Below are 19,782 nucleotides of genomic sequence, written 5' to 3'. Positions count from 1 at the left end.
TCAAAATCAGTTATCCACAGCTGTTTTAGTTATGATTGAAATATTTTTTTAGTATAACCTAAAGTTTGTATATTTGTGTCATAAACTTTAGAGAAGACAAATGCCATCATTGACCTACGCAGAAGAGAATTACCTAAAAGCGATCTACCACCTATCGGAGGGTGGTCAGCATAATGTATCGACCAATGACCTGTCGAAAGAGATGAAGACCAAGCCTGCCTCGGTAAGTGACATGCTACGACGTCTGGCGGAAAAAGCGGTGATTAATTACCGGAAGTACTATGGGGTCACCATTACCGAAGAAGGTAAAAAGTCCGCCTTACAGATTATTCGTAAGCACCGCCTTTGGGAAGTCTTTTTGGTGGAGAAACTGATGTTTAGCTGGGACGAGGTCCATGAAGTGGCAGAAGAATTGGAGCATATCAAGTCCAACCTGCTCATCCAGCGCTTGGATGATTTCTTGGGCAATCCCAAATACGATCCGCACGGCGATCCCATCCCTGATGAATATGGTGATGTAAAAGCCCGGCCCAGGATGCCCCTTCATGATCTCCATGTCAATGACGGTGGTCAGATCGTGGCGGTAAAAGATAGTAGTGCAGCCTTCTTGCGCTATTTGGATAAAGTGGGTGCCTATATTGGCGCCCGAATAAAAATTCTCGATAAGGTTGAATTTGATGGATCACTGGAAATCTTGGTCGATAATAAAAAGACGTTGTTTATGTCAAAGGATGTAGCGGCGAACATACTAATCATACAAACTTCATGAGGACACGGATTTGGTATTTAGTGAGCCTTTGTTTGCTCGGTGCTTGTAAAATCGATAAGGAGGAGGACAAGGCTAAATTTCACATCACCGCCACTACCAATATCATGGCCGATGGTGTTCGTGCCTTGGTCGGTGACAGCGCCGTGGTGACGCCCATCATGGCCGTCGGCGTGGATCCCCATCTCTACAAGGCTTCCCAGCGGGATTTGGATTTACTGTTCGAAGCTGATTTGGTAGTATACCACGGACTGCACCTGGAAGGTAAAATGGTGGAAGTACTCCATAAATTTTCCCGCACCCATCCGGCAGTGGATGTGGGTGCCACGCTCCCCCCTACTCTATTGATTGCAAGTCCAGACTATGCCAATACCGTCGATCCGCACATTTGGTTTGACGTACACCTTTGGCGGACGGCCATGCGAAACCTTAAGGACGAAATCATCAAAAGAAAACCTGGGTGGGAGTCCTATATCAATGCCAATTGGGAGGTGTACCAAGCGCAACTGGATGAGTTAGACCAATATACCGCCAAGAAGGTCAAATCCATCACCAATCAGGGGCAAGTGCTCATCACCGCCCACGATGCTTTTTCTTATTTCGGCAAGGCGTATAACATTGAAGTGAAAGGCCTCCAAGGACTGTCCACACTGAGTGAACCTGGACTTAATGACGTCTCCAGTTTGGTGAGCTTTATCATAGAAAAAGACATTAAAGCCATATTTATCGAACAATCAATTTCTCCAAGAGCCATTAAAGCGGTGGTTGAAGGGTGTAGGCGAAAAGGACATCAAGTAACACTTGCAGGTCCGCTGTACACCGACAGCTTAGGAGCTCCTGATGGCCCAGCAGGGACCTACATTGGCATGGTAAAAACCAATGTGGACGAGATTGTAAACAACCTGAAACACCATGATACAACAAATAGAGCATCCGGTAGTTGAAGTCCATGACCTAATGGTCAGTTATGGACAAAACCCTGTCCTTTGGAACATTGACCTTACCCTTCCCGCTGGCGCGTTGATCGGTATTCTGGGTCCTAATGGAGCAGGAAAATCCACGTTGATCAAGGCCATTATGGGCTTGGTGGAAGCCAATAGTGGGTATTCAAAGCTATTTGACCAAGCATTAAACCAAGTCCGAAACAGGGTAAGCTATGTTCCTCAGCGTGAATCAGTGGACTGGGACTTTCCTGCTTCCGCGCTGGATATTGTCATGATGGGCACCTACCATCATTTGGGACTATTTAAAAGGCCCGGCAAAAAAGAAAAGCAATTGGCCATGGATTGCTTGGAAAAAGTAAACATGAAGGCCTTTGCCAAGCGGCAGATCAGTGAACTGTCGGGTGGGCAGCAGCAACGGGTGTTTATTGCCCGGGCATTGGCACAGCAAGCGGACATTTACTTTATGGACGAGCCCTTTGCAGGTGTCGACATGAGTACCGAAAAAGCCTTGGTGGAGCTGTTTCGGGAGATGACTGCCGGTGGCAAAACCGTAATTGTGGTACACCATGACATTTATTCTGCCGGCACCTATTTCGACTGGCTGATCATGCTAAACATGCACTTGGTGGCCTCCGGGCCAACAAAGGACGTCCTCACCGAAGAACTCCTTACCAAGACCTACGGCGGTAAACTTTCCACCCTGACAGACATTGGTGAGGTCATCAAAAAAAGTGATTTCAACCCTTTGAAAAGCTGATATGGAAGAATTTATCTATTTCTTTTCCTTTCAGGATCCAAACGTTCTGATGGTCGTCACGGGAATCGTTTTGCTTTCCATCAGTGCCGCCATGGTCGGGACATTTACCTTTTTGGACAAGAAAGCCCTGGTCGGTGATGCGATATCCCATGCAGTGCTTCCTGGTGTGTGTTTGGCCTTTATGTTTTCGGGCAGCAAAAACCCTTTTTGGATCGTATCAGGAGCCTTTGTGACAGGAGCGCTATCTACTTATACCATTACCTGGGTATCCAATTATACCAAATTAAAAGAGGACACCGTAATTGCCTCGATCTTGTCCATCTTTTTTGGGGTGGGCATCGTGATGATGACCCAGCTGCAGCAGACCGGCAATGCTTCCCTTTCCGGTTTGGATCATTTTATTTTTGGCAATGCCATTTCTATCGTCGGGCAAGACCTCTGGGTATATGGTTTTCTGGCTTTGGCCATCATCATGGTAATATTGGTATTTTACAAGGAATTCCAACTCATGGTCTTCAACCGATCTTTTGCGGAAAGTGTTGGACTGCCGGTCAAACGGCTTGAATTTTTGTTTAACTCCCTCATGGTATTGGCCGTGGTCACCGGTATCCAGGCCATCGGTGTGGTACTCATGGCGGCTTTGCTGATCACTCCAGCTGCTGCGGCCAAGTTCTGGACCAATCGGCTTAGTTTAATGCTTGTGATTGCCGTAATATTTTCGGTGATTTCTGGCATTACAGGTGCCTATATCTCCTTTGTGCTGCCCCATATGCCCACCGGACCTTGGGTGGTGATGGTGCTGTCCTTGATCGCCTTCCTCTCGTTTTTCTTTTCCACCAAGAAAGGCATCATGACCAAATGGATTTCCAAAAGAAATTATCAACGTAAAATACATCGTGACCATATCTTAAAAGCGCTCTTTGCGGCGACAGAACAAGGGAAAGATGGCCTCTCTGCCGGTGACATCTTTACCAATTTCCCCGGCAAAAGCTTTCGAACGCAATACGCCATAAACAAATTAAACAAAGGCGGTTATATAAATGACAGTCAGTCACTTATATCCCTCACCCAAAAAGGGCATCAAGAGGCCGGAAGGATCGTACGGTTGCACAGACTATGGGAATTGTACATGACAGAGTACATGAACATCGCTCCCGACCACGTGCACGACAGTGCTGAAAAACTGGAGCATATTATCACGCCTGAACTGGAAAGACAGTTGGATAAAAACCTGAACTTTCCACAGGAAGATCCACACCAATCCATTATACCACGAGACAAAGACAAATCATGAGTTTTGACCCTAATGCATTTCTGATCATCACCACTGGATCCATGATCGCAATATCCTGTGGGCTGTTGGGAGTTTTTCTGATGCTGCGCAAAATGGCCATGACAGGAGATGCCATCAGTCATGCGGTTTTGCCGGGCATTGTCATAGCCTTTTTGGTTTCAGGCAGCCGTCATGGATTGACCATGGTCATCGGTGCCGGGCTTGTGGGAATCCTTGCTACGGTATTTATCGAATACCTCAGTAACAAGGTGAAATTACAATCAGATGCTTCCATTGGGATTACCTTTACTTCTTTATTTGCCCTTGGGATTATCATGATTACCTTCTTGGCCAATGAAATCGACCTTGACCAAGACTGTGTCCTGTACGGAGAAATTGCCTATGTGCCGATTGACCTGTGGATTACGGGATCCGGCAAGATCATTGGGCCGCGCGTCACTTACCTCTCCCTGATAAACATGGTCTTGGTCATAGGGTTTATCATATTGTTTTTCAAAGAGTTAAAGATCAGCACCTTTGATAAAGAATTTGCGGCGACATTGGGATTAAGCACCGTGGGGGTAAATTACGCTTTGATGGGAATGGTTTCCTACACTACGGTGAGTTCCTTTGAAGCGGTTGGGGCTATTTTGGTGGTTGCCCTCATGGTGGTGCCACCAGCTACGGCCTATCTGTGGACCAAAAACCTCTACCGACTGATCCAGCTCACCGTGGTATTGGGCGTTGTCATTTCTTTCTTGGGCTATTACATGGCTTACTTCCTCAACAGCTCCATTGCTGGGGCCATGGCTTCCGTGGCCGGGTTCTTTTTCTTTACCACCGTGATACTCCAACGAAGGCAAATTCCCCGCATCAAGAAGAAATTGGCCGCTGTAAAGGTCGGCTCATGGTCGACGGAATAGGTTTAGGGATGCGTGCATCTGTATGCTTCCGGAGGCTAGTAGGGAATTACCATCATGACACCATTTTCGCTATCATGGAGAACAACTGGATGGTAACATGATCGCACATGACCATTGCTCCGGGCATGTTAACTTCCCAATACGTTTTCATGTCCCCTTTTCCTTGTACCAAATTATTCATTTCCAATACTATATCAATCAGCGGGAAGTATTTTAGGCGATTTCTTCATAATATAAAGGTGGAAAACAATCCAACTGTACTATTATTCATTTCACCTTACATCATTTATGAAGAACACTTTAGCATTTTTGCTCCTCATGTTCCTGCCTTTCTTGGCGGAGTCTAGTGAGTTATATGAACCCATCAAGACCTTTCAAGCCGATCGTTCTGCCCTCAGTAGAAAGTATTCAAACGCCCTTTCTGAGGAGTATTTTGAAAGGTTTGGGCGGCTTTACGAAGACTGGTTGACTACAGTTCAAGACATGGATTATGGAGCCTTGAGCGAGGACGGTAAGATCGATTATTTGGCCTTTAAAAATTACCTTGAGAAAGCAGTATTTTTCCATGATAAAGCATTCAGCGAATATAAAGAAGTAGCTGACGTAAAGGATTTTGCCGATGAACTGGAAGCCTTTTATATCTTCAGAAGGAGCGCCCAAAAGCCAGACGCCAAGGCCATTGCTGCACAATTTACCGATGCCAAAAAAAACCTTCAAGGCAAAATCGAACAGCTACCTTCCACCACGCCCTATAGCAGTTGGCAAAAGGCAGAATTGGCGGCGGACGTGATTGGATCACTCCAAGAGACGTTGGAGGAAGCCTACTTGTTTTATAATGATTACGATCCCGCATTTACGTGGTGGGTCAAAAAGCCCTGGGAGGAATTGTCTGCATTACTGGAATCCTATGAAAAAGCATTAAAGGCCCACTACGAAAACTTCATCGTGAAAGATGACGGAAGTGGCATCATTGGAAAACCAATTGGAGCGGAAGCGATCAAGAAAGAATTGGAATTTGAATTGATTCCTTATACTGCCCAGGAGCTGATCGATGAAGCAGAGCGGCAATTTGCCTATTGTGAAAAAGAAATGTTGAAAGCCAGTCAAGAACTGGGATATGGCAATGACTGGAAAGCGGCGTTGGAGCATGTAAAAAACTCCTATGCACCACCAGGGGAATGGCCTGGAGACGTGTATGATCTCGCCGTGGAAGCCACCGAATATGTGGAAAAACACGACCTCATTACCATTCCGGAACTGGCCAAGGAAACTTGGCGGACCAAAATGATGAGCCCCGAAGCCCAACGGGTCAATCCATTTTTTCTTGGTGGTGAGGCCATTATCATCTCCTATCCTACCAGCACCATGACCCAAGAGGAAAAGCTGATGAGCATGCGAGGAAATAACCCGCATTTTAGCCGGGCCACTGTCCAGCATGAGATCATCCCCGGTCACCACCTCCAAGGCTTTATGAACCAACGGCACAAACCTTATCGAAGAATGTTCTATACGCCATTCTGGATCGAAGGATGGGCCCTTTACTGGGAGCTGAACCTGTGGGACAAAAGTTTCCCCAGAAATGCATCAGATAAAGTAGGAATGCTATTTTGGCGAATGCACCGCTGTGCTCGGATCATCTTTTCTCTTAATTACCATCTCGGGAACATGACCCCGCAGGAATGCATTGATTTCCTTGTGGATAAAGTAGGCCACGAATACGCCAATGCCGAAGCAGAGGTGCGTAGATCCTTCGAAGGGAATTATGGTCCCCTTTACCAAATCGCCTACATGGTCGGTGGCCTGCAGTTTTATGCCCTCAAGGCGGAGATGGTAGACCAAGGAACCATGAGCGAAAAGGAATTCCATGATTTCATCATGACGCAAAATACCCTTCCCATCGAACTGATTCGTGCACGGATCAAAGGAGAAACCCTATCTAAAGACCATCGCACCAGCTGGAGGTTTTTAGACTAAAATAAGACAAAAATAAAATAGCCAGTGTGGAAATTAATACTCCGCACTGGCTATTTTTTTAGGTTACAACCAATGGGTTTCCGACAGGCTCTCCCTTTGGCTGTACAAATTAATCCCTGATGGATTTATCAAAAGCCGTCCAAGCTGGTGGATCCACTCCCAAGAGGTTTTTCACAAAGAAATCCCTTCGCTTGTGCTCACCGTATTCGCCTCCCGAACTGTGCCCCATACCAGGCACCATCAGGAATTCAAATTCTTTGTTGTTTTTGATCAATTGGTCCACTAATTGGTAAGTGGATGAAGGGTCTACATTGTCATCCACTTCTCCCACAATGAGCATCAACTTCCCTTCCAAACGATGGGCATTGGCCACATTGGAACATGCTTCGTAGTGTTTGCCAATCGGATAGCCCATCCATTGCTCATTCCACCAGATCTTATCCATACGATTGTCATGACATCCGCACGAGGAAACGCCCACTTTATAAAATTCCGGGTGAAACAAGAGTGCTCCTGTGGAGCTTTGGCCTCCCGCAGATGTCCCGAAAATGCCTACTTTATCCACATCCATGTACGGCCTGGTTTGGGCGGCTGCCTGTATCCAACGGATCCGGTCCGGAAATCCAGCATCTTTTAAGTTCTTCCAGCAGACATCGTGAAAGGCCTTGCTGCGATTGGAGGTCCCCATGCCATCAACTTGAACTACGATAAAACCCAGTTCCGCCATTTCCTGGAGTCCACGATAATTGGGCCCAAAGGATTTTGGGACGAAGGAACTGTGCGGTCCTGCATAAATGTATTCCAGTATGGGATAGCTTTTTTGCGGATCAAAGTTGGTGGGCTTGATTATTAATCCCCAAATGTCCGTTTCGCCATCACGGCCTTTTGCTGAAAATATTTCCGGTGCTTGCCAACCTGCTGCTTCGATTTTGTGGATAACTGCCTTTTCCAGCTCCATGATGGTTTTTCCTGTGGATAAGGACTTTACCACACTTACGGGAGCCAAGTCTTGCCTGGAATAGTTATCCACAAAATATTCCTTATCTGCAGCAAGCGTAATGTCATGGTTGGCATTTTCAGTGGTCAGCTGGGTAACGCTCCCGCCATCCAAACTCACTTTACAAAGGTGAAGGTGATAGGGATCTTCGTCTTTTGACCGACCACTGGCCAAAAAATAAACCATGCGCGACTCCTCATCCACATCCAATACCTCCCTGACCACCCATGCTCCTTTGGTCAGTTGCCGTTTGATTTCGCCTGTTTGGCCATCAAACAGGTATAAATGTCTCCATCCGTCTCGTTCTGATGCCCAAATAATCTCTTGACCGTCATTCAGGTCCTTACGGAATTTTTTGCCAGAATAATCAATAAAGGTATCACTTGTCTCCTCGATCACTACGGCTGTATTTCCATCCGTAGCATCTAATGCCAATACCCGATAAACCTGATGCCCTCTTTGGTTGTACTCAAATGTAAATGCACGGCTGTCTTCCCGCCAATTCAGCCCTGAAATCCCAAATTGATCATGGATCAAAGCCTGATCGACCTCAAACTGCTGACCACTGGTCAGATTAAGCAATACAGGGGTCTTTTGGGGCAGAGCATCACCGGGTTTAGGGTAATCCCTTGTTTCCAACTTTGGTTGCAGCTGGTCCTCTGGGGAGGAGCTGATCAGGGTCAACTGCCGCACTTCAACTGGTCTTACCTTTACGGCACCGAGCTTTTCCCCATCTGGGGACCACTGCAGGTGGGCTGCGTAATAAAGTCCTGGTGCACCATCAAACGTCAATTGCTCCGTTTTTCCTGACGAAAGGTGCTTTATCCACACGTTGTGTTCCCTGATAAAGGCCTGTCTACTGCTGTCTGGAGCCAAAACGGGATCGCCTTTACGATCATCCCAACGCGTTCCCCAATACCGGTTTCCATTGTCTTTTATGGGTTCTTTTTTAGCTAGGGTTTCGGATGATAGGTCATATTCCCAATGATATCCTTCTGCCAAAAAGGTCATTACGCTTCCCACTGATTTAAATGAAAGGTTCCTAATGGGCAATTCATAGGCCTTAATCGTATCCTGAAGGACATTGGACAGTTTTTCGGCGATTAACTCCTGGTCAAAGAGAGGTTGCTTTTGCTGGTTATCCACATGGGCTTGGATGAATTCCTGTCCTCTTTCGGTTTTCATCTGGTACCACAGCATATTCGTATCTTCGATCCATTCAAAACGGCTCGGAGCATGATAAACCTGTTCAAAGGCTTTCTTGATGCTGTCAGCCCGTTGATAATCAATCAATGTGCCTTGGGCAAACCCTTTAAATGACAGTCCCACCATCAAGGCCACAAGTAAGGTTTTTCTCATCGTTAGTTATCGTTAGTTTCTATTCTTATTAGTTGGTTAGTATGAGTTTAATACCTTTTGTAAAAGGAGTAATGGATGATTTAAGGCTAACATTCAAACTGCTTCCCTCCTAATCTACTCCATCTGATATTGCCTGAGGATCTGTAAACGATTCATGCCATGACGTCCCGTCATGGCATGAATGAATAGGGCCATTAGGCTTGCTTAATTTGCTGATCTAGAAAAATACTGCCCTTTATCATAGTGGTGGCGCCAAACAATATTTGATGTTTCTAGTTCGCATACCCAGGATTTTGGTTCAAATTCGGATTTTTATTGATTTCGTCATTGGGAATCGGAAAGATGGTCCTCGTCTGGGCTTGGGCATGGGGACTGTGGTTAAACCAGCTTTTGGTTTGGAACACCCCAAAACGGATCAGGTCTTGCCGACGGTGCGCCTCTGCTGCAAACTCCCAACCCAACTCGTCCAAAAACCGACCGTAAGGAATATCTGCTCCCCCGGTTCCAGTCACAGAACCATCCTCATTTTGAATTCCGTACTCATAGCTGCTGCCTTGCATCAATTCAGCACCGGTCACTTGAGCCTTGGAAGGAGCTGCATCCCTAAAGGCCCTTTCCCTTACTTGTGTCACCAGAGTGGCCGCTTCATCTGCCCTACCTGTACGCAACAATGCTTCGGCTTTCATCATCAACACATCGGCATATCGGAACATGGGATAATCATTGTCCAAGGAACCAGTGGCCCCTTGCTTTATGGCATATTTACCGATACGGAAACCATCGTTGGAGGCCGTACCATCCATACTGGGGACTTCCTTTTGATAGTCAATGACCATTTCCCCTGTGGAAGCATTGTATTGCGGCCCCATGATCCACGTGTCCTTAAGCCTTCCATCTTCTGGATCATAAGTGTCGATAAATTGCGGCACAGCACAGTTACCGCCCCATGGTCCTGCTTGCATATTGTAAACAAACCTGCTGAGCGGATCCAAGGTCTTCATATGTACTATATTACCCGTTCCATAGATTTCATCATAAGGAACGGCAAAGATAATCTCTGGAGAGTTATGGTTTTCCCAATTAAAGATATCCGCATAATTATCATCCAGTTCGTAACCTCCATTGCCGTTGATCACCGCATCACAAGCCTGGATGCAGGCTTCCCACTGGGCGGTGCCGGTATAGACTTCTGCATTGAGGTAAATCTTCGCCAAAAGCGTCTGTACCCCCCATTTGTTAAGCTGACCATAGGTAGCCCCGGCATCTTCACTGAGCAAAGGCATGGCCTCCTGCAGTTCACTTACCACAAAATCGTACACTTCTTGACGACTCCGCTGTTCAGGTAGGGACACATCTTTAAAATCGGTAACAATAGGCACATTGCCGTGATTGTCCAACAGCAAGTAATACGCAAAAGCCCTCGTGGCCCGAAGTTCAGCAATTACGGCTTCCCTTCCATCGGTAATGGGGATTTCCCCATCCTCAATTTGGGACATCACCCGGTTGGCAGTCGTGATGCTGCGGTATGCGCTTTGCCAGATATTGGTCGGCTGCCACTGCAAGGAAGTCCAGTTGTGCTGGTGCATGCGGAGGTAGGTTCCACCATCGTACCATCCATTGGGTCTGGCCGGTGTGATGATGCAATCTGCCGATTCCTCTTGGGTATCCAAATAACCTTGCCATCCCATCATCAAGCCCCTAAAAGACCCATAAACAGGTGCAATGATCGAAGGTATGTCCTTTTCCGTCGGTTGGAAATTGCTGGCTACTACTTCGGAATACACTTCTTCGTTCAGGTCCAAACAGGAATATAAGCCTGTGGATAAAATTCCAGCTGTCAGTATATACTGAAATGGTTTATAAGTAAATTTCATAATGATCGCTTTTAGAATGTAACATTTAGTCCCAAGGTATAGGTACGGGTTGTCGGATACTTGTCCCGCTGATCATTGCCCGGATCAAAGCCCGTAATGCTCACTCCTTCAGGATCGATTCCTTTATATTTGGTGATGGTAAAGAGGTTTAACCCGGAAGCATATACCCTGGCATTCCTCAAAAATCCCAACTTTGGAATCGTATAGCCGATGGTCAAATTATCCAGCTTAAAATAGTCTCCATCCTCAATATAATGGCTCACCAAGGCCAAGTCACTGTTCAGACGATTCCCATAAACTGGATCATAAGCTGTTTTCAGCATGTTATAAGCCGGGTTGTACGGGTTTTCATAAAACATCCGTTGGAAATTCAGGATTTCATGCCCAAATGCACCACGGAAGTTGGCCTGCATATCAAAATTCTTAAACCTCAAGCTATTGTTGAATCCCAAAATATGCAGTGGAATGCCGTTTCCATAATACTGTCTGTCTTCTTGGGAGGCTTCGCTAATGGGAATGTTTTCACCCGCTTGGTTTTCAATAAGCCATTCGCCATCTTCTGTGGTTCCCACGGTCTTCCACACGTAAAACCGTCCAATAGCTCCCCCTACTTCCACCCGATGGGTATAATCTTGAATCGGTTCACCGGTATAACCTGCCGTAAAGAAATCATTGGTCGCCTCAAACTGGTCATTGGAAAGGGAAACCAGTTTGTTCCTATTGGTAGAATAGGTAATACTGGTATTCCAGCTAAAGTCTTTCTTCTGGATAGGCACTACATTCACCAACACCTCAATACCATCATTTTGAAGAACACCGGCATTTATGGTCATGGAGTTCGTCAAATAAGGCGGTACGGGAACGGGGAAATTGTACAACAAGTCCTTGATATCCCTTCGGTATACATCAATGGAACCGCTCAATCGGTCATTAAAGAAGCTATAGTCTACACCAAAGTTATATTCCTCCTTACGCTCCCATCTCAAATCTGGATTGAAGTTACGGGCAGGAATAAAGCCTTGAACCCATTGGCCACCGATGTAAGCACCTTGCGCACGTGTAAAATCATAACTGATCTGAGAAAGATATGGGGAGTTGGCAATGGTTCCTGTCACCCCAAATCCTGCTCTTAGCTTAATCTCACCAATATTTTTCGAGTTCTTTAGAAAAGGTTCGTTGCTGATTCTCCACCCCACTGAGACAGCTGGAAAAGTTCCCCACTGACTGTTTTCTCCGAATCGGGAAGAGCCTTCCCTTCTCACACTGGCCATAAACAGGTACTTTTCATGATAGCTGTACGTGGCGCGGCCAAAGAAACCGGCCAGTTGCCACTTATTTTTAGAGCTCCCCATGCCGGCCTGGCCTGCCTGCAAAGCACCGCCAGCTCCTAAGTTGTTCCATTTATACAAATCGGTAGGAAAATCCCAGTTGGAGGCATTGAAATCCTCGTATGTAGCATCTTGCCAACTGTATCCTCCCAGCAAGGTAAAGTAATGATCTCCTACTGCCTTGTTATAGTTAGTGGTGAATTCCAATAAATTTTCATTGTAAGCACTAGTGGAACGGGACGCGGTACCATTTTGATTGTTCAGCCGCGTATTGGTGTGCTGAAAAGAGGTGGCATAACCGGTCAGGTTACTGTTTTGGACATTGGAGACCATTAGCTTGATGTCCAAATTATCGATGGGATTGTAGTTTAAACTTCCATTTACCCGCATTTCCTTGAACTTTGACTCTGAGTCAGCTTCATATATCCTGGAAATGGGGTTTTCATAGAAGTAACCATCTCTTTCCTGCCAACCACCGTCTTCAGTCCGGACTTGATCCGTTGGGTTTCGGATAATAGCCTGTCGGTAAGCATAACCGTCCGCTCCACCTTCTTCACGGGTAAATACCCGGTTGATGATTTGAAAATTGGCACGTAGTTTATCATCAAACATGCTGTGGTTCAGATCAGCCCTGATGTTGAACCGCTCTTGATTGGAGCGAAGGAATATTCCTTGCCAATTACGGTAATTCAGTGATGCCGTAAAATTGGTTTTACGATCTCCACCAGAAAAGCTCAGGTTATGGTTTTGACTAATAGGGTTTCTGGTCATTTCATCTACCCAGTCTGTATTGCCACCATAATCCGTGTAGGCAATGCCCTCTTCATCGATGAGTCTGCGGTAATCGTCTCCCGTAAGCAATTCAGGTTTACGTGCGATCGTCTGAAGACTGACATACGTATTGTAATTAATGGAATTTCGGTTTCCACCGGAATTTTTCTTGGTCGTAATCAGGATCACCCCTCCTGTCGCCCGTGTACCGTAAATGGCGGCAGCAGAGCCGTCTTTCAAGACATCCACAGATTCGATATCCTCTGGTGGCACGGTGTTCAAGTCACCTGGAACACCATCAATCAATATCAAAGGATTGGAAGTACCATTGATACTGTTGATGCCCCGAAGGTTAATTTGCGTACTGGCACCAGGATCTCCACTCGGTGTCGTTACCCGAAGCCCTGCCACTTTGCCCTGCACCAATTGCGCAGCATCTCTAACGGCTCCTTTCACAAAATCCTCTTCTTTCACTCCTCCAATAGAGCTGGTCACATCTCCTTTTCGCATGGTTCCATAACCCACCACCACTACTTCGGTCATTGAAGTCATTTCCGGTTCCAGCGTAATGGAAAGGTCCTTGGCGGTATATACTTCCACTTCCTGTTGGGCAAAGCCAATAAAACTAAACACCAAGGTGGCCCCTTCATCAGGAATATCAATGGAAAACTTACCGTCCATGTCAGTGGTTACGCCCCTTGTGGTACCTTTTATCAAAATGGAAACCCCGGGAAGGGTCAATCCATCCTCTCCGCTTATGACGGTCCCTGTCACCGTAATATCCCGCATATCCGACAGCGATGTCATTTCAGCATGTAATTTGGTGGACGACTTCTCCGTAGGGATAGCCAGTGCCGTCATGGATGATAGCATTGATCCCCCTAAGGTCAAACTTAAAAGCAGTCCAGCCTTTTTTGTAAAGTGTTTCATATAGAATGGGTTAAGGTGAATACTTATGTAAAAAAACAAGTTTAAACAACTGATTTTCAGCTGTTTTTAAACTATACCTAAAATTAGGAGATCCATTTATCCTTTCATTTCACCATAATACCCAATACTTATACAGGATTATCAGAAATAGTAGTTGAACCCAATAATGTCGGGTGAAAAATAAAATGCACCCAATTTTAATAGCAGGACTATCCCAAAGTCCATGGATTGGTGAATAAGTAATGATGGTCTCTTCATCCCCTATTCCTGCTAGCAAGAACAGATTAATAATGTACCACCATCAAAAAGCAACTCAAATCAATTATAAAAATTCAGCTTTATAGGCCAACTTATAATTTATTTATACGAAATAAATTAAAATATAATTTTGTATGTAAAAAATCAATCATACATATTTATTCATTTCTAATACTCTATTGACATCCCAAGTGCATTTATGCGGAATTCTGACTATAATAGTTAGTGTTAAATAAATGTAAATTTTACATTATTTAACCAACAAGGTATTTCCCCCTTAAAATAACCACCACCCATCACTTTCAACATTAACCCAACAAAGCTATGAAACCCCTTTTATTTAAAATTGCTAAGACCGAGGAAGAAGCGGTAAGAATTCTCCAAGAAGATTACCCGTACTTCTATGACAATCTTCATTACCATGTCGAAACACAGATCATGGTTATCCTAGAAGGTAAAGGAACTTATTTTATAGGAGACGCCATTGGGAACTTTAGCGCTGGGGACATTTTTATTCTAGGATCGAACCTACCCCATTTCTTCAGAAGTGATAAGGATTATTATAATGAAGGGTCCGGTTTGCGCTCAAAAAACATTTCTATCCTATTTTCACTAGAAACCATGGGCGAAAAAATTCTGGACTTGCCGGAATTTCATGCGGTCAAAAAGCTCCTGCATTACAGCAAAAAAGGATTGATGGTTCACGGGAAAACGCAGCAAAAATTATTTAAAGCCGCTAAAAAGATCACCCGAAAAGATGGAATGGCTCGGTTAATCTACTTACTTAAGCAGCTGGACCTCATTTCAAAAAGCCAAGAAATCACGGCCCTAAGCCATATAAATTTCGAACCCAGCACCCGACCACATGATACCAAAAAGGTCAATGCCATCATTAACTATATCATGGAGAATTTCGCCAAGGACATCTCGCTGTCGGATGCCGCGAACGTGGCCAACCTGAGTGTCAATGCCTTTTGCCGGTATTTTAAACAACATACCCGCAAAACCTTCTCACAGTTTCTCAATGAAATCCGTATTGGAAACGCTTGTAAACAGCTCATTGAAGAAGGATACAGTGTAAAGGAAGTAGCCTTCGACAGCGGATATTATAACATTTCTTATTTCAATAGACAGTTTAAATTGATAACAGGATATACTCCTTCGGAATATTTAAAAGCCCACACCAATAAGCATAACATGGCCAGCTAATATACTGACTAAAGTTTAACTTAATTAAACATTGTTAAATACCTCATATTTAATTGATTAAGGGGAATTCTTTATCCCATGCATTGAGGCGATCAATGCAAAAGTGATGGCAAGAAAGCTATGGCCATCACAAGGAATAAGGGTCTCCAGCCAAGGGTGTTAGTTAGTTTTAGAAGCGTTAATCCTGTGGATTGACAGGATAGCCTTTATCGATCCAGTCTGTCTTGATGTTATTTAGAATGGCGAGTAGTTTGTGATTCTGAAAACCATGATCATTGAGTGCCTTAAATGCAGGCCGCACATTGGGACACTTCTGTAAGGGACAGCAGCCACAGTAAATGATAATAGCTTGACCTTTGTCCAGTTTCTCCACTCGTTTGATTAGCTTATCGATATTGGCTTCTTCCTGACCAGGCCCAATATCCACTGAGCCTTTGATCACTGCAGCTGGCCCCACACTCAGAAGTAATGGTAAGCTGTCCTTCTGCACAGCCATCTGCTCATTCAAGTCATACGGAGAAACTAATTGGTCAGCAGTCCAAGGTTCTTTGGTCTGAAAACCGTAAATGACCATCAAGATCAGAAAGCATACGAGTACAACGGTTTGATTATTTTTCATCTTACAATTTTTGGTTAATAGTATCATACCTTAATGTTTAGCCAGGTTGAGCTAGTCTGATTGTGATGCAAATCTAGCACAACAAGGTCGTGTTGATTATAATGTTAGTATGTAATCTGTACAATTCACAGGTTTTATGCCCAAAACTTTTAGCCAAGGGATCCCCTCCTTCCCAATGGATTCCTATCTACTATGTAGTAATATAACTTTTAAATGAAATTTTGTATTTAAAATATGTTAAAATGATAAAAATATAACAAAAACTACTACCATTGGAACAGTGATTGTGTTATAAATATCAACAACATAATCGAATTTATAACCAAAACCACGTTAACCATGAAAGATTTAAAAAACAGAAAAGTAGCCATACTTTCCACCGATGGCTTTGAAGAGTCAGAACTTACCAGTCCAAAAAACGCGTTGGAAGAAAGCGGCGCAACCGTACATGTCATTTCCTTGGAAGAAGGAAGAATCAGGGGCTGGAAAGACGGAAACTGGAGTTTGGACATTGGAGTAGACCATACATTGGATGCTGTCTATGAAGATGATTATGATGCCTTGGTTTTACCAGGCGGTGTAATCAATCCTGACAAACTCCGTCGCAGCGAGAAGGCAGTTGCTTTCGTGAGATCCTTTTTCAGGAACCATAAACCTGTTGCTGCCATTTGTCACGGCCCTCAAATCCTGATCGATGCCGATGTGGTAGGTGGAAGGAAATTGACATCCTTTCATTCCATCAAAAAAGATTTGGAAAATGCCGGTGCCAAATGGTTCGACGAAGAAGTGGTTGTAGATCAGGGACTGGTAACTTCCAGAAGTCCTAATGATTTGCCTGCTTTTAACCGTAAACTAGTGGAAGAAGTTTATGAAGGCAGGCATGCCAACCAGACCTTATAATAGTAGTGCACACCAACAAAAGCAGCGTATCCATGAATTGGAAGCGCTGCTTTTTTAACTAAAATTCAATCAAATTAACCAAGATTAAATAACTGATTTTTAACCCATTAAACACACTTTTTATAATCTATTTTTTACTTAGGCTCTTTTTTAGTGAAGATGTTATTTTTTTCTTCTGCTAAAAGAAACGCAAACGGCCTGGTACTGTCATTCAATTCAAAAATCCTCCTAAGAACAGCCAAACTAGGGATAATCAAAATCATGCCTGCAATCCCCCAAATGGCTCCCCCCAGTAGCAATCCCAATAAGGTAATGAAAGCGTTAAGGTTAACGTTGGATCCTACAATTTTAGGGGTGAGGAAATTACTTTCGACCAATTGAATAATGGTGAAAAGGATAATGATAATGAACGGTGAAAAGGACGACTCTGACGTAAGCATAGCATAAGAAAAAGGCAATATCGCCCCTAGAAAAGGGCCCAAATAAGGGATGATATTTAAAATGGCTGCAAATAAGCCGAAAAACAAAGCATGTTTAATACCCAAAATGTACAGGGCACCTGTGTTTAAAACCGCCAATATGGCCATGACCTTAAGCAAGCCGATGATATAGCCTTGTACCATCTTCCGGATATGGAGCACTTCACGCTTCACCTCCCGTTGATTTCTGCTCGCAAACAGTTGAACCAAAAAATTCGTTAGGTGACGACGGTAAATTAACATGAAAAATATAAAAACCGGCGTCAGCACCAGCCCGGTAAGTGAACCAATAGTGTTCAGCAGGAACTGTGCTGTAGATTGATTTCCAGACTGAAGCGCATTGACTATTTGTTCCTTATCGATGCCATTCTCCAGTCCCAGGTGCATCCCCAAATGAGCCGTAAAAAACCGGTCGATATTGGCAAAAAACTCATCTACCCGTTGGCCGACATCCCCCAAGTCTTGGCTAACTCCCTTGATCTGTATCACCACCAATAAAATAATGGCTCCTACGATGATAATCCCACTCAAAAGCGCGAGAAAAGCACTCAGCGTTTCCGGAATTTTCCATTTCTCCAGCTTCTTGCATAATGGGGTCAATAGCATGGAAAGCAAGCCCGCCAACATCAACGGAACCAGCAGTTTTTTCCCTAAAATTAAGATAAAAACGATGGTTATGATCAGAAGCAATACGAAAAGTACGCGGACAAATGTAGGGATATGTATTTTCTGCATATAATAAATGTATCACTTTAAAACTTAAAAGTACAATAACAATGCCTATACTTATTTTATTAATTTTTTACCTAAATAGATTATAAAATAACATGACTGGTTTGAACAGTACTTACATTTTAAACCTCGATGTTTACACATGGGGCTGGTTAAGGGAGGCATCACAAATTTGCTAGAGCGATAGCTTCCTTTTTTACAAAAAAACATCCCTTCCTAATATTAGATATCACTTGGTTAAGTTTAGTGAAAATTCTGAAAAATCAGAAAATTGACTTAGTTTTGTAGCCAAATTTTAAAAAATACAATGAAGAAAAAGTGGAAAGTTGCCTTCGGGACAATTATCGCAGCTTCAATAGCTGGTTTATTTTGGCAGGTAGAAGCTCCTGCAGCTGGTAGTTTTGGTACTGAAGACCAGTTGGTTTTTTCGGACATCGCTTGGCTATTGACTGCCTCTTGCTTGGTGCTATTGATGACGCCTGGCCTCTCGCTATTTTATGGAGGAATGGTCGGAAAAAAGAACCTCATTTCTACGATGCTCCAAAGTTTTATTTCCCTCGGCGTCGTGACCATGGTCTGGACAGTTGTGGGCTTTAGTTTGGCTTTTGGAGACCCTATAGGCATCACCATCGACGGGCAGCTCTATGGATTGATCGGCAATCCTTTTCAGTACATGTTCTTTGATCAGGTAAATAAACTTCCCCATATAAGCATTGCCAGCAGTATTCCATTCATTTTATTTGCGCTATTCCAAATGAAATTTGCTGTCATTACCCCGGCAATCATTACGGGTTCCTTTGCCGAGCGCGTACGATTTATTGGGTACGTGTTTTTCATCGGTATCTTTTGCGTACTTGTCTATGCTCCCCTCTGTCACATGGTATGGCACCCTGATGGCCTGATTGGCGCGTATTTTGGTGTGCTGGATTTCGCAGGCGGTACCGTGGTGCACATCAGTGCAGGCTTAGCTTCTCTGGCAGGCGCTCTTTTTATTGGTAAACGTCGAAACCAGCACCATGCTCCATCTAATATCACCTATATCATGCTGGGAACAGGCATGCTGTGGTTTGGCTGGTTCGGTTTTAACGCCGGTTCCTCACTCGCTGCCAACGGAACAGCCGCTTTGGCCTTTGCAACGACCACGATCAGTTCTGCCACCGCTATGATGACTTGGGTGTTTTTCGACAGGATGCAAGGACGCAAGATTACGGCCATGGGAGCCTGCATCGGGGCGGTAGTAGGCTTAGTGGTCATTACGCCAGCTGCAGGATTCATCACCGTTCCAGAAAGCATGTTTTTCGGGTTTATAGGAGCCATCATCTCTAACTTGGCCTTGTCTGCCAAATTCTTAAAACAAATGGACGACACGTTGGACGTTTTTGCCTGCCACGGAGTCGGTGGAATTGTCGGAATGATTTTGACCGCTATTTTTGCTAATCCTGAAGGATCCAGCTTGCTACACGGCGGATGGGCCATCTTCGGTTCTCATATGGTCGTATTGGTAGGTGTATCGGTCTTTTCATTTGTGGTTTCGTATGCGATATTTTTCGTGCTGAACAAATTTGTGACCTTAAGGGTACGGGATGAATACGAAGAAGTCGGACTGGATATCTCCCAGCACGGAGAGTCCGCATAAATCCTGCGCAGTAAAAAATTCATGACTCAAACCTTTGAAGATCACCCGCGTTT

14 protein-coding genes are annotated in these 19,782 nt (G+C 44.5%); 9 read left to right on the top strand and 5 right to left on the bottom strand.

Annotated features, from left to right (window positions below; all coding sequences use genetic code 11):
• Positions 1 to 100 precede the first annotated feature (100 nt).
• The 6 genes from ECHVI_RS17265 to ECHVI_RS17240 all read left to right on the top strand — a co-directional run bounded on the left by ECHVI_RS17265 (position 101) and on the right by ECHVI_RS17240 (position 6,637).
• Positions 101 to 769 carry a metal-dependent transcriptional regulator gene (locus tag ECHVI_RS17265; protein WP_015267310.1) on the top strand — a complete coding sequence of 223 codons (669 nt, stop codon included), beginning with the start codon at positions 101 to 103 and terminating at the stop codon, positions 767 to 769.
• On the top strand, positions 766 to 1,710 hold the full coding sequence (locus tag ECHVI_RS17260) for a metal ABC transporter solute-binding protein, Zn/Mn family (protein ID WP_015267309.1): 945 nt from the start codon (positions 766 to 768) through the stop codon (positions 1,708 to 1,710). Before ECHVI_RS17265 ends, ECHVI_RS17260 begins: the two co-directional genes overlap by 4 nt.
• Positions 1,679 to 2,467, top strand: coding sequence for a metal ABC transporter ATP-binding protein (locus ECHVI_RS17255; protein WP_015267308.1), 789 nt, complete (start codon positions 1,679 to 1,681; stop codon positions 2,465 to 2,467). The genes ECHVI_RS17260 and ECHVI_RS17255 overlap by 32 nt, the downstream gene beginning before the upstream one ends.
• Position 2,468: 1 nt before the next feature.
• The gene (locus tag ECHVI_RS17250; protein WP_015267307.1) at positions 2,469 to 3,761 is read left to right on the top strand and encodes a metal ABC transporter permease; all 1,293 of its coding nucleotides are present in this window, start codon (positions 2,469 to 2,471) and stop codon (positions 3,759 to 3,761) included.
• On the top strand, positions 3,758 to 4,663 hold the full coding sequence (locus ECHVI_RS17245; protein WP_015267306.1) for a metal ABC transporter permease: 906 nt from the start codon (positions 3,758 to 3,760) through the stop codon (positions 4,661 to 4,663). Before ECHVI_RS17250 ends, ECHVI_RS17245 begins: the two co-directional genes overlap by 4 nt.
• 288 nt (positions 4,664 to 4,951) lie before the next feature.
• Positions 4,952 to 6,637 carry a DUF885 family protein gene (locus tag ECHVI_RS17240; protein ID WP_015267304.1) on the top strand — a complete coding sequence of 562 codons (1,686 nt, stop codon included), beginning with the start codon at positions 4,952 to 4,954 and terminating at the stop codon, positions 6,635 to 6,637.
• Between the two features lie 109 nt (positions 6,638 to 6,746).
• On the opposite strand, the gene ECHVI_RS17235 is transcribed toward ECHVI_RS17240, so the two are convergent.
• From ECHVI_RS17235 to ECHVI_RS17225, 3 genes are all read right to left on the bottom strand, one after another.
• Positions 6,747 to 8,993 carry a S9 family peptidase gene (locus tag ECHVI_RS17235; protein ID WP_015267303.1) on the bottom strand — a complete coding sequence of 749 codons (2,247 nt, stop codon included), beginning with the start codon at positions 8,991 to 8,993 and terminating at the stop codon, positions 6,747 to 6,749.
• A 272-nt stretch (positions 8,994 to 9,265) separates the two neighbouring features.
• Positions 9,266 to 10,867, bottom strand: coding sequence for a RagB/SusD family nutrient uptake outer membrane protein (locus tag ECHVI_RS17230; protein WP_015267302.1), 1,602 nt, complete (start codon positions 10,865 to 10,867; stop codon positions 9,266 to 9,268).
• 11 nt (positions 10,868 to 10,878) lie between these two features.
• On the bottom strand, positions 10,879 to 13,896 hold the full coding sequence (locus tag ECHVI_RS17225; protein WP_015267301.1) for a SusC/RagA family TonB-linked outer membrane protein: 3,018 nt from the start codon (positions 13,894 to 13,896) through the stop codon (positions 10,879 to 10,881).
• Between the two features lie 582 nt (positions 13,897 to 14,478).
• Between ECHVI_RS17225 and ECHVI_RS17220 the strand changes: the two genes are divergently transcribed.
• On the top strand, positions 14,479 to 15,363 hold the full coding sequence (locus ECHVI_RS17220; protein ID WP_015267300.1) for an AraC family transcriptional regulator: 885 nt from the start codon (positions 14,479 to 14,481) through the stop codon (positions 15,361 to 15,363).
• Positions 15,364 to 15,541: 178 nt separating this feature from the next.
• On the opposite strand, the gene ECHVI_RS17215 is transcribed toward ECHVI_RS17220, so the two are convergent.
• Positions 15,542 to 15,982: a hypothetical protein gene (locus ECHVI_RS17215; protein WP_015267299.1), complete on the bottom strand. Its 441-nt coding sequence runs from the start codon at positions 15,980 to 15,982 to the stop codon at positions 15,542 to 15,544.
• Positions 15,983 to 16,321: 339 nt separating this feature from the next.
• Between ECHVI_RS17215 and ECHVI_RS17210 the strand changes: the two genes are divergently transcribed.
• Positions 16,322 to 16,882, top strand: coding sequence for a type 1 glutamine amidotransferase domain-containing protein (locus ECHVI_RS17210; protein WP_015267298.1), 561 nt, complete (start codon positions 16,322 to 16,324; stop codon positions 16,880 to 16,882).
• 134 nt (positions 16,883 to 17,016) lie between these two features.
• Here the strand turns inward: ECHVI_RS17210 and ECHVI_RS17205 are convergent, their stop codons facing one another.
• On the bottom strand, positions 17,017 to 18,096 hold the full coding sequence (locus ECHVI_RS17205) for an AI-2E family transporter (protein ID WP_015267297.1): 1,080 nt from the start codon (positions 18,094 to 18,096) through the stop codon (positions 17,017 to 17,019).
• Between the two features lie 304 nt (positions 18,097 to 18,400).
• Here ECHVI_RS17205 and ECHVI_RS17200 point away from each other — a divergent pair, with 304 nt between their 5' ends.
• Positions 18,401 to 19,729: an ammonium transporter gene (locus ECHVI_RS17200; protein ID WP_015267296.1), complete on the top strand. Its 1,329-nt coding sequence runs from the start codon at positions 18,401 to 18,403 to the stop codon at positions 19,727 to 19,729.
• The last annotated feature ends 53 nt before the right edge of the window (positions 19,730 to 19,782 follow it).

The organism is Echinicola vietnamensis DSM 17526 (genome assembly GCF_000325705.1).
Taxonomy (GTDB): Bacteria; Bacteroidota; Bacteroidia; order Cytophagales; family Cyclobacteriaceae; genus Echinicola; species Echinicola vietnamensis.
This window is presented reverse-complemented; position numbering and strand designations above follow the sequence as displayed.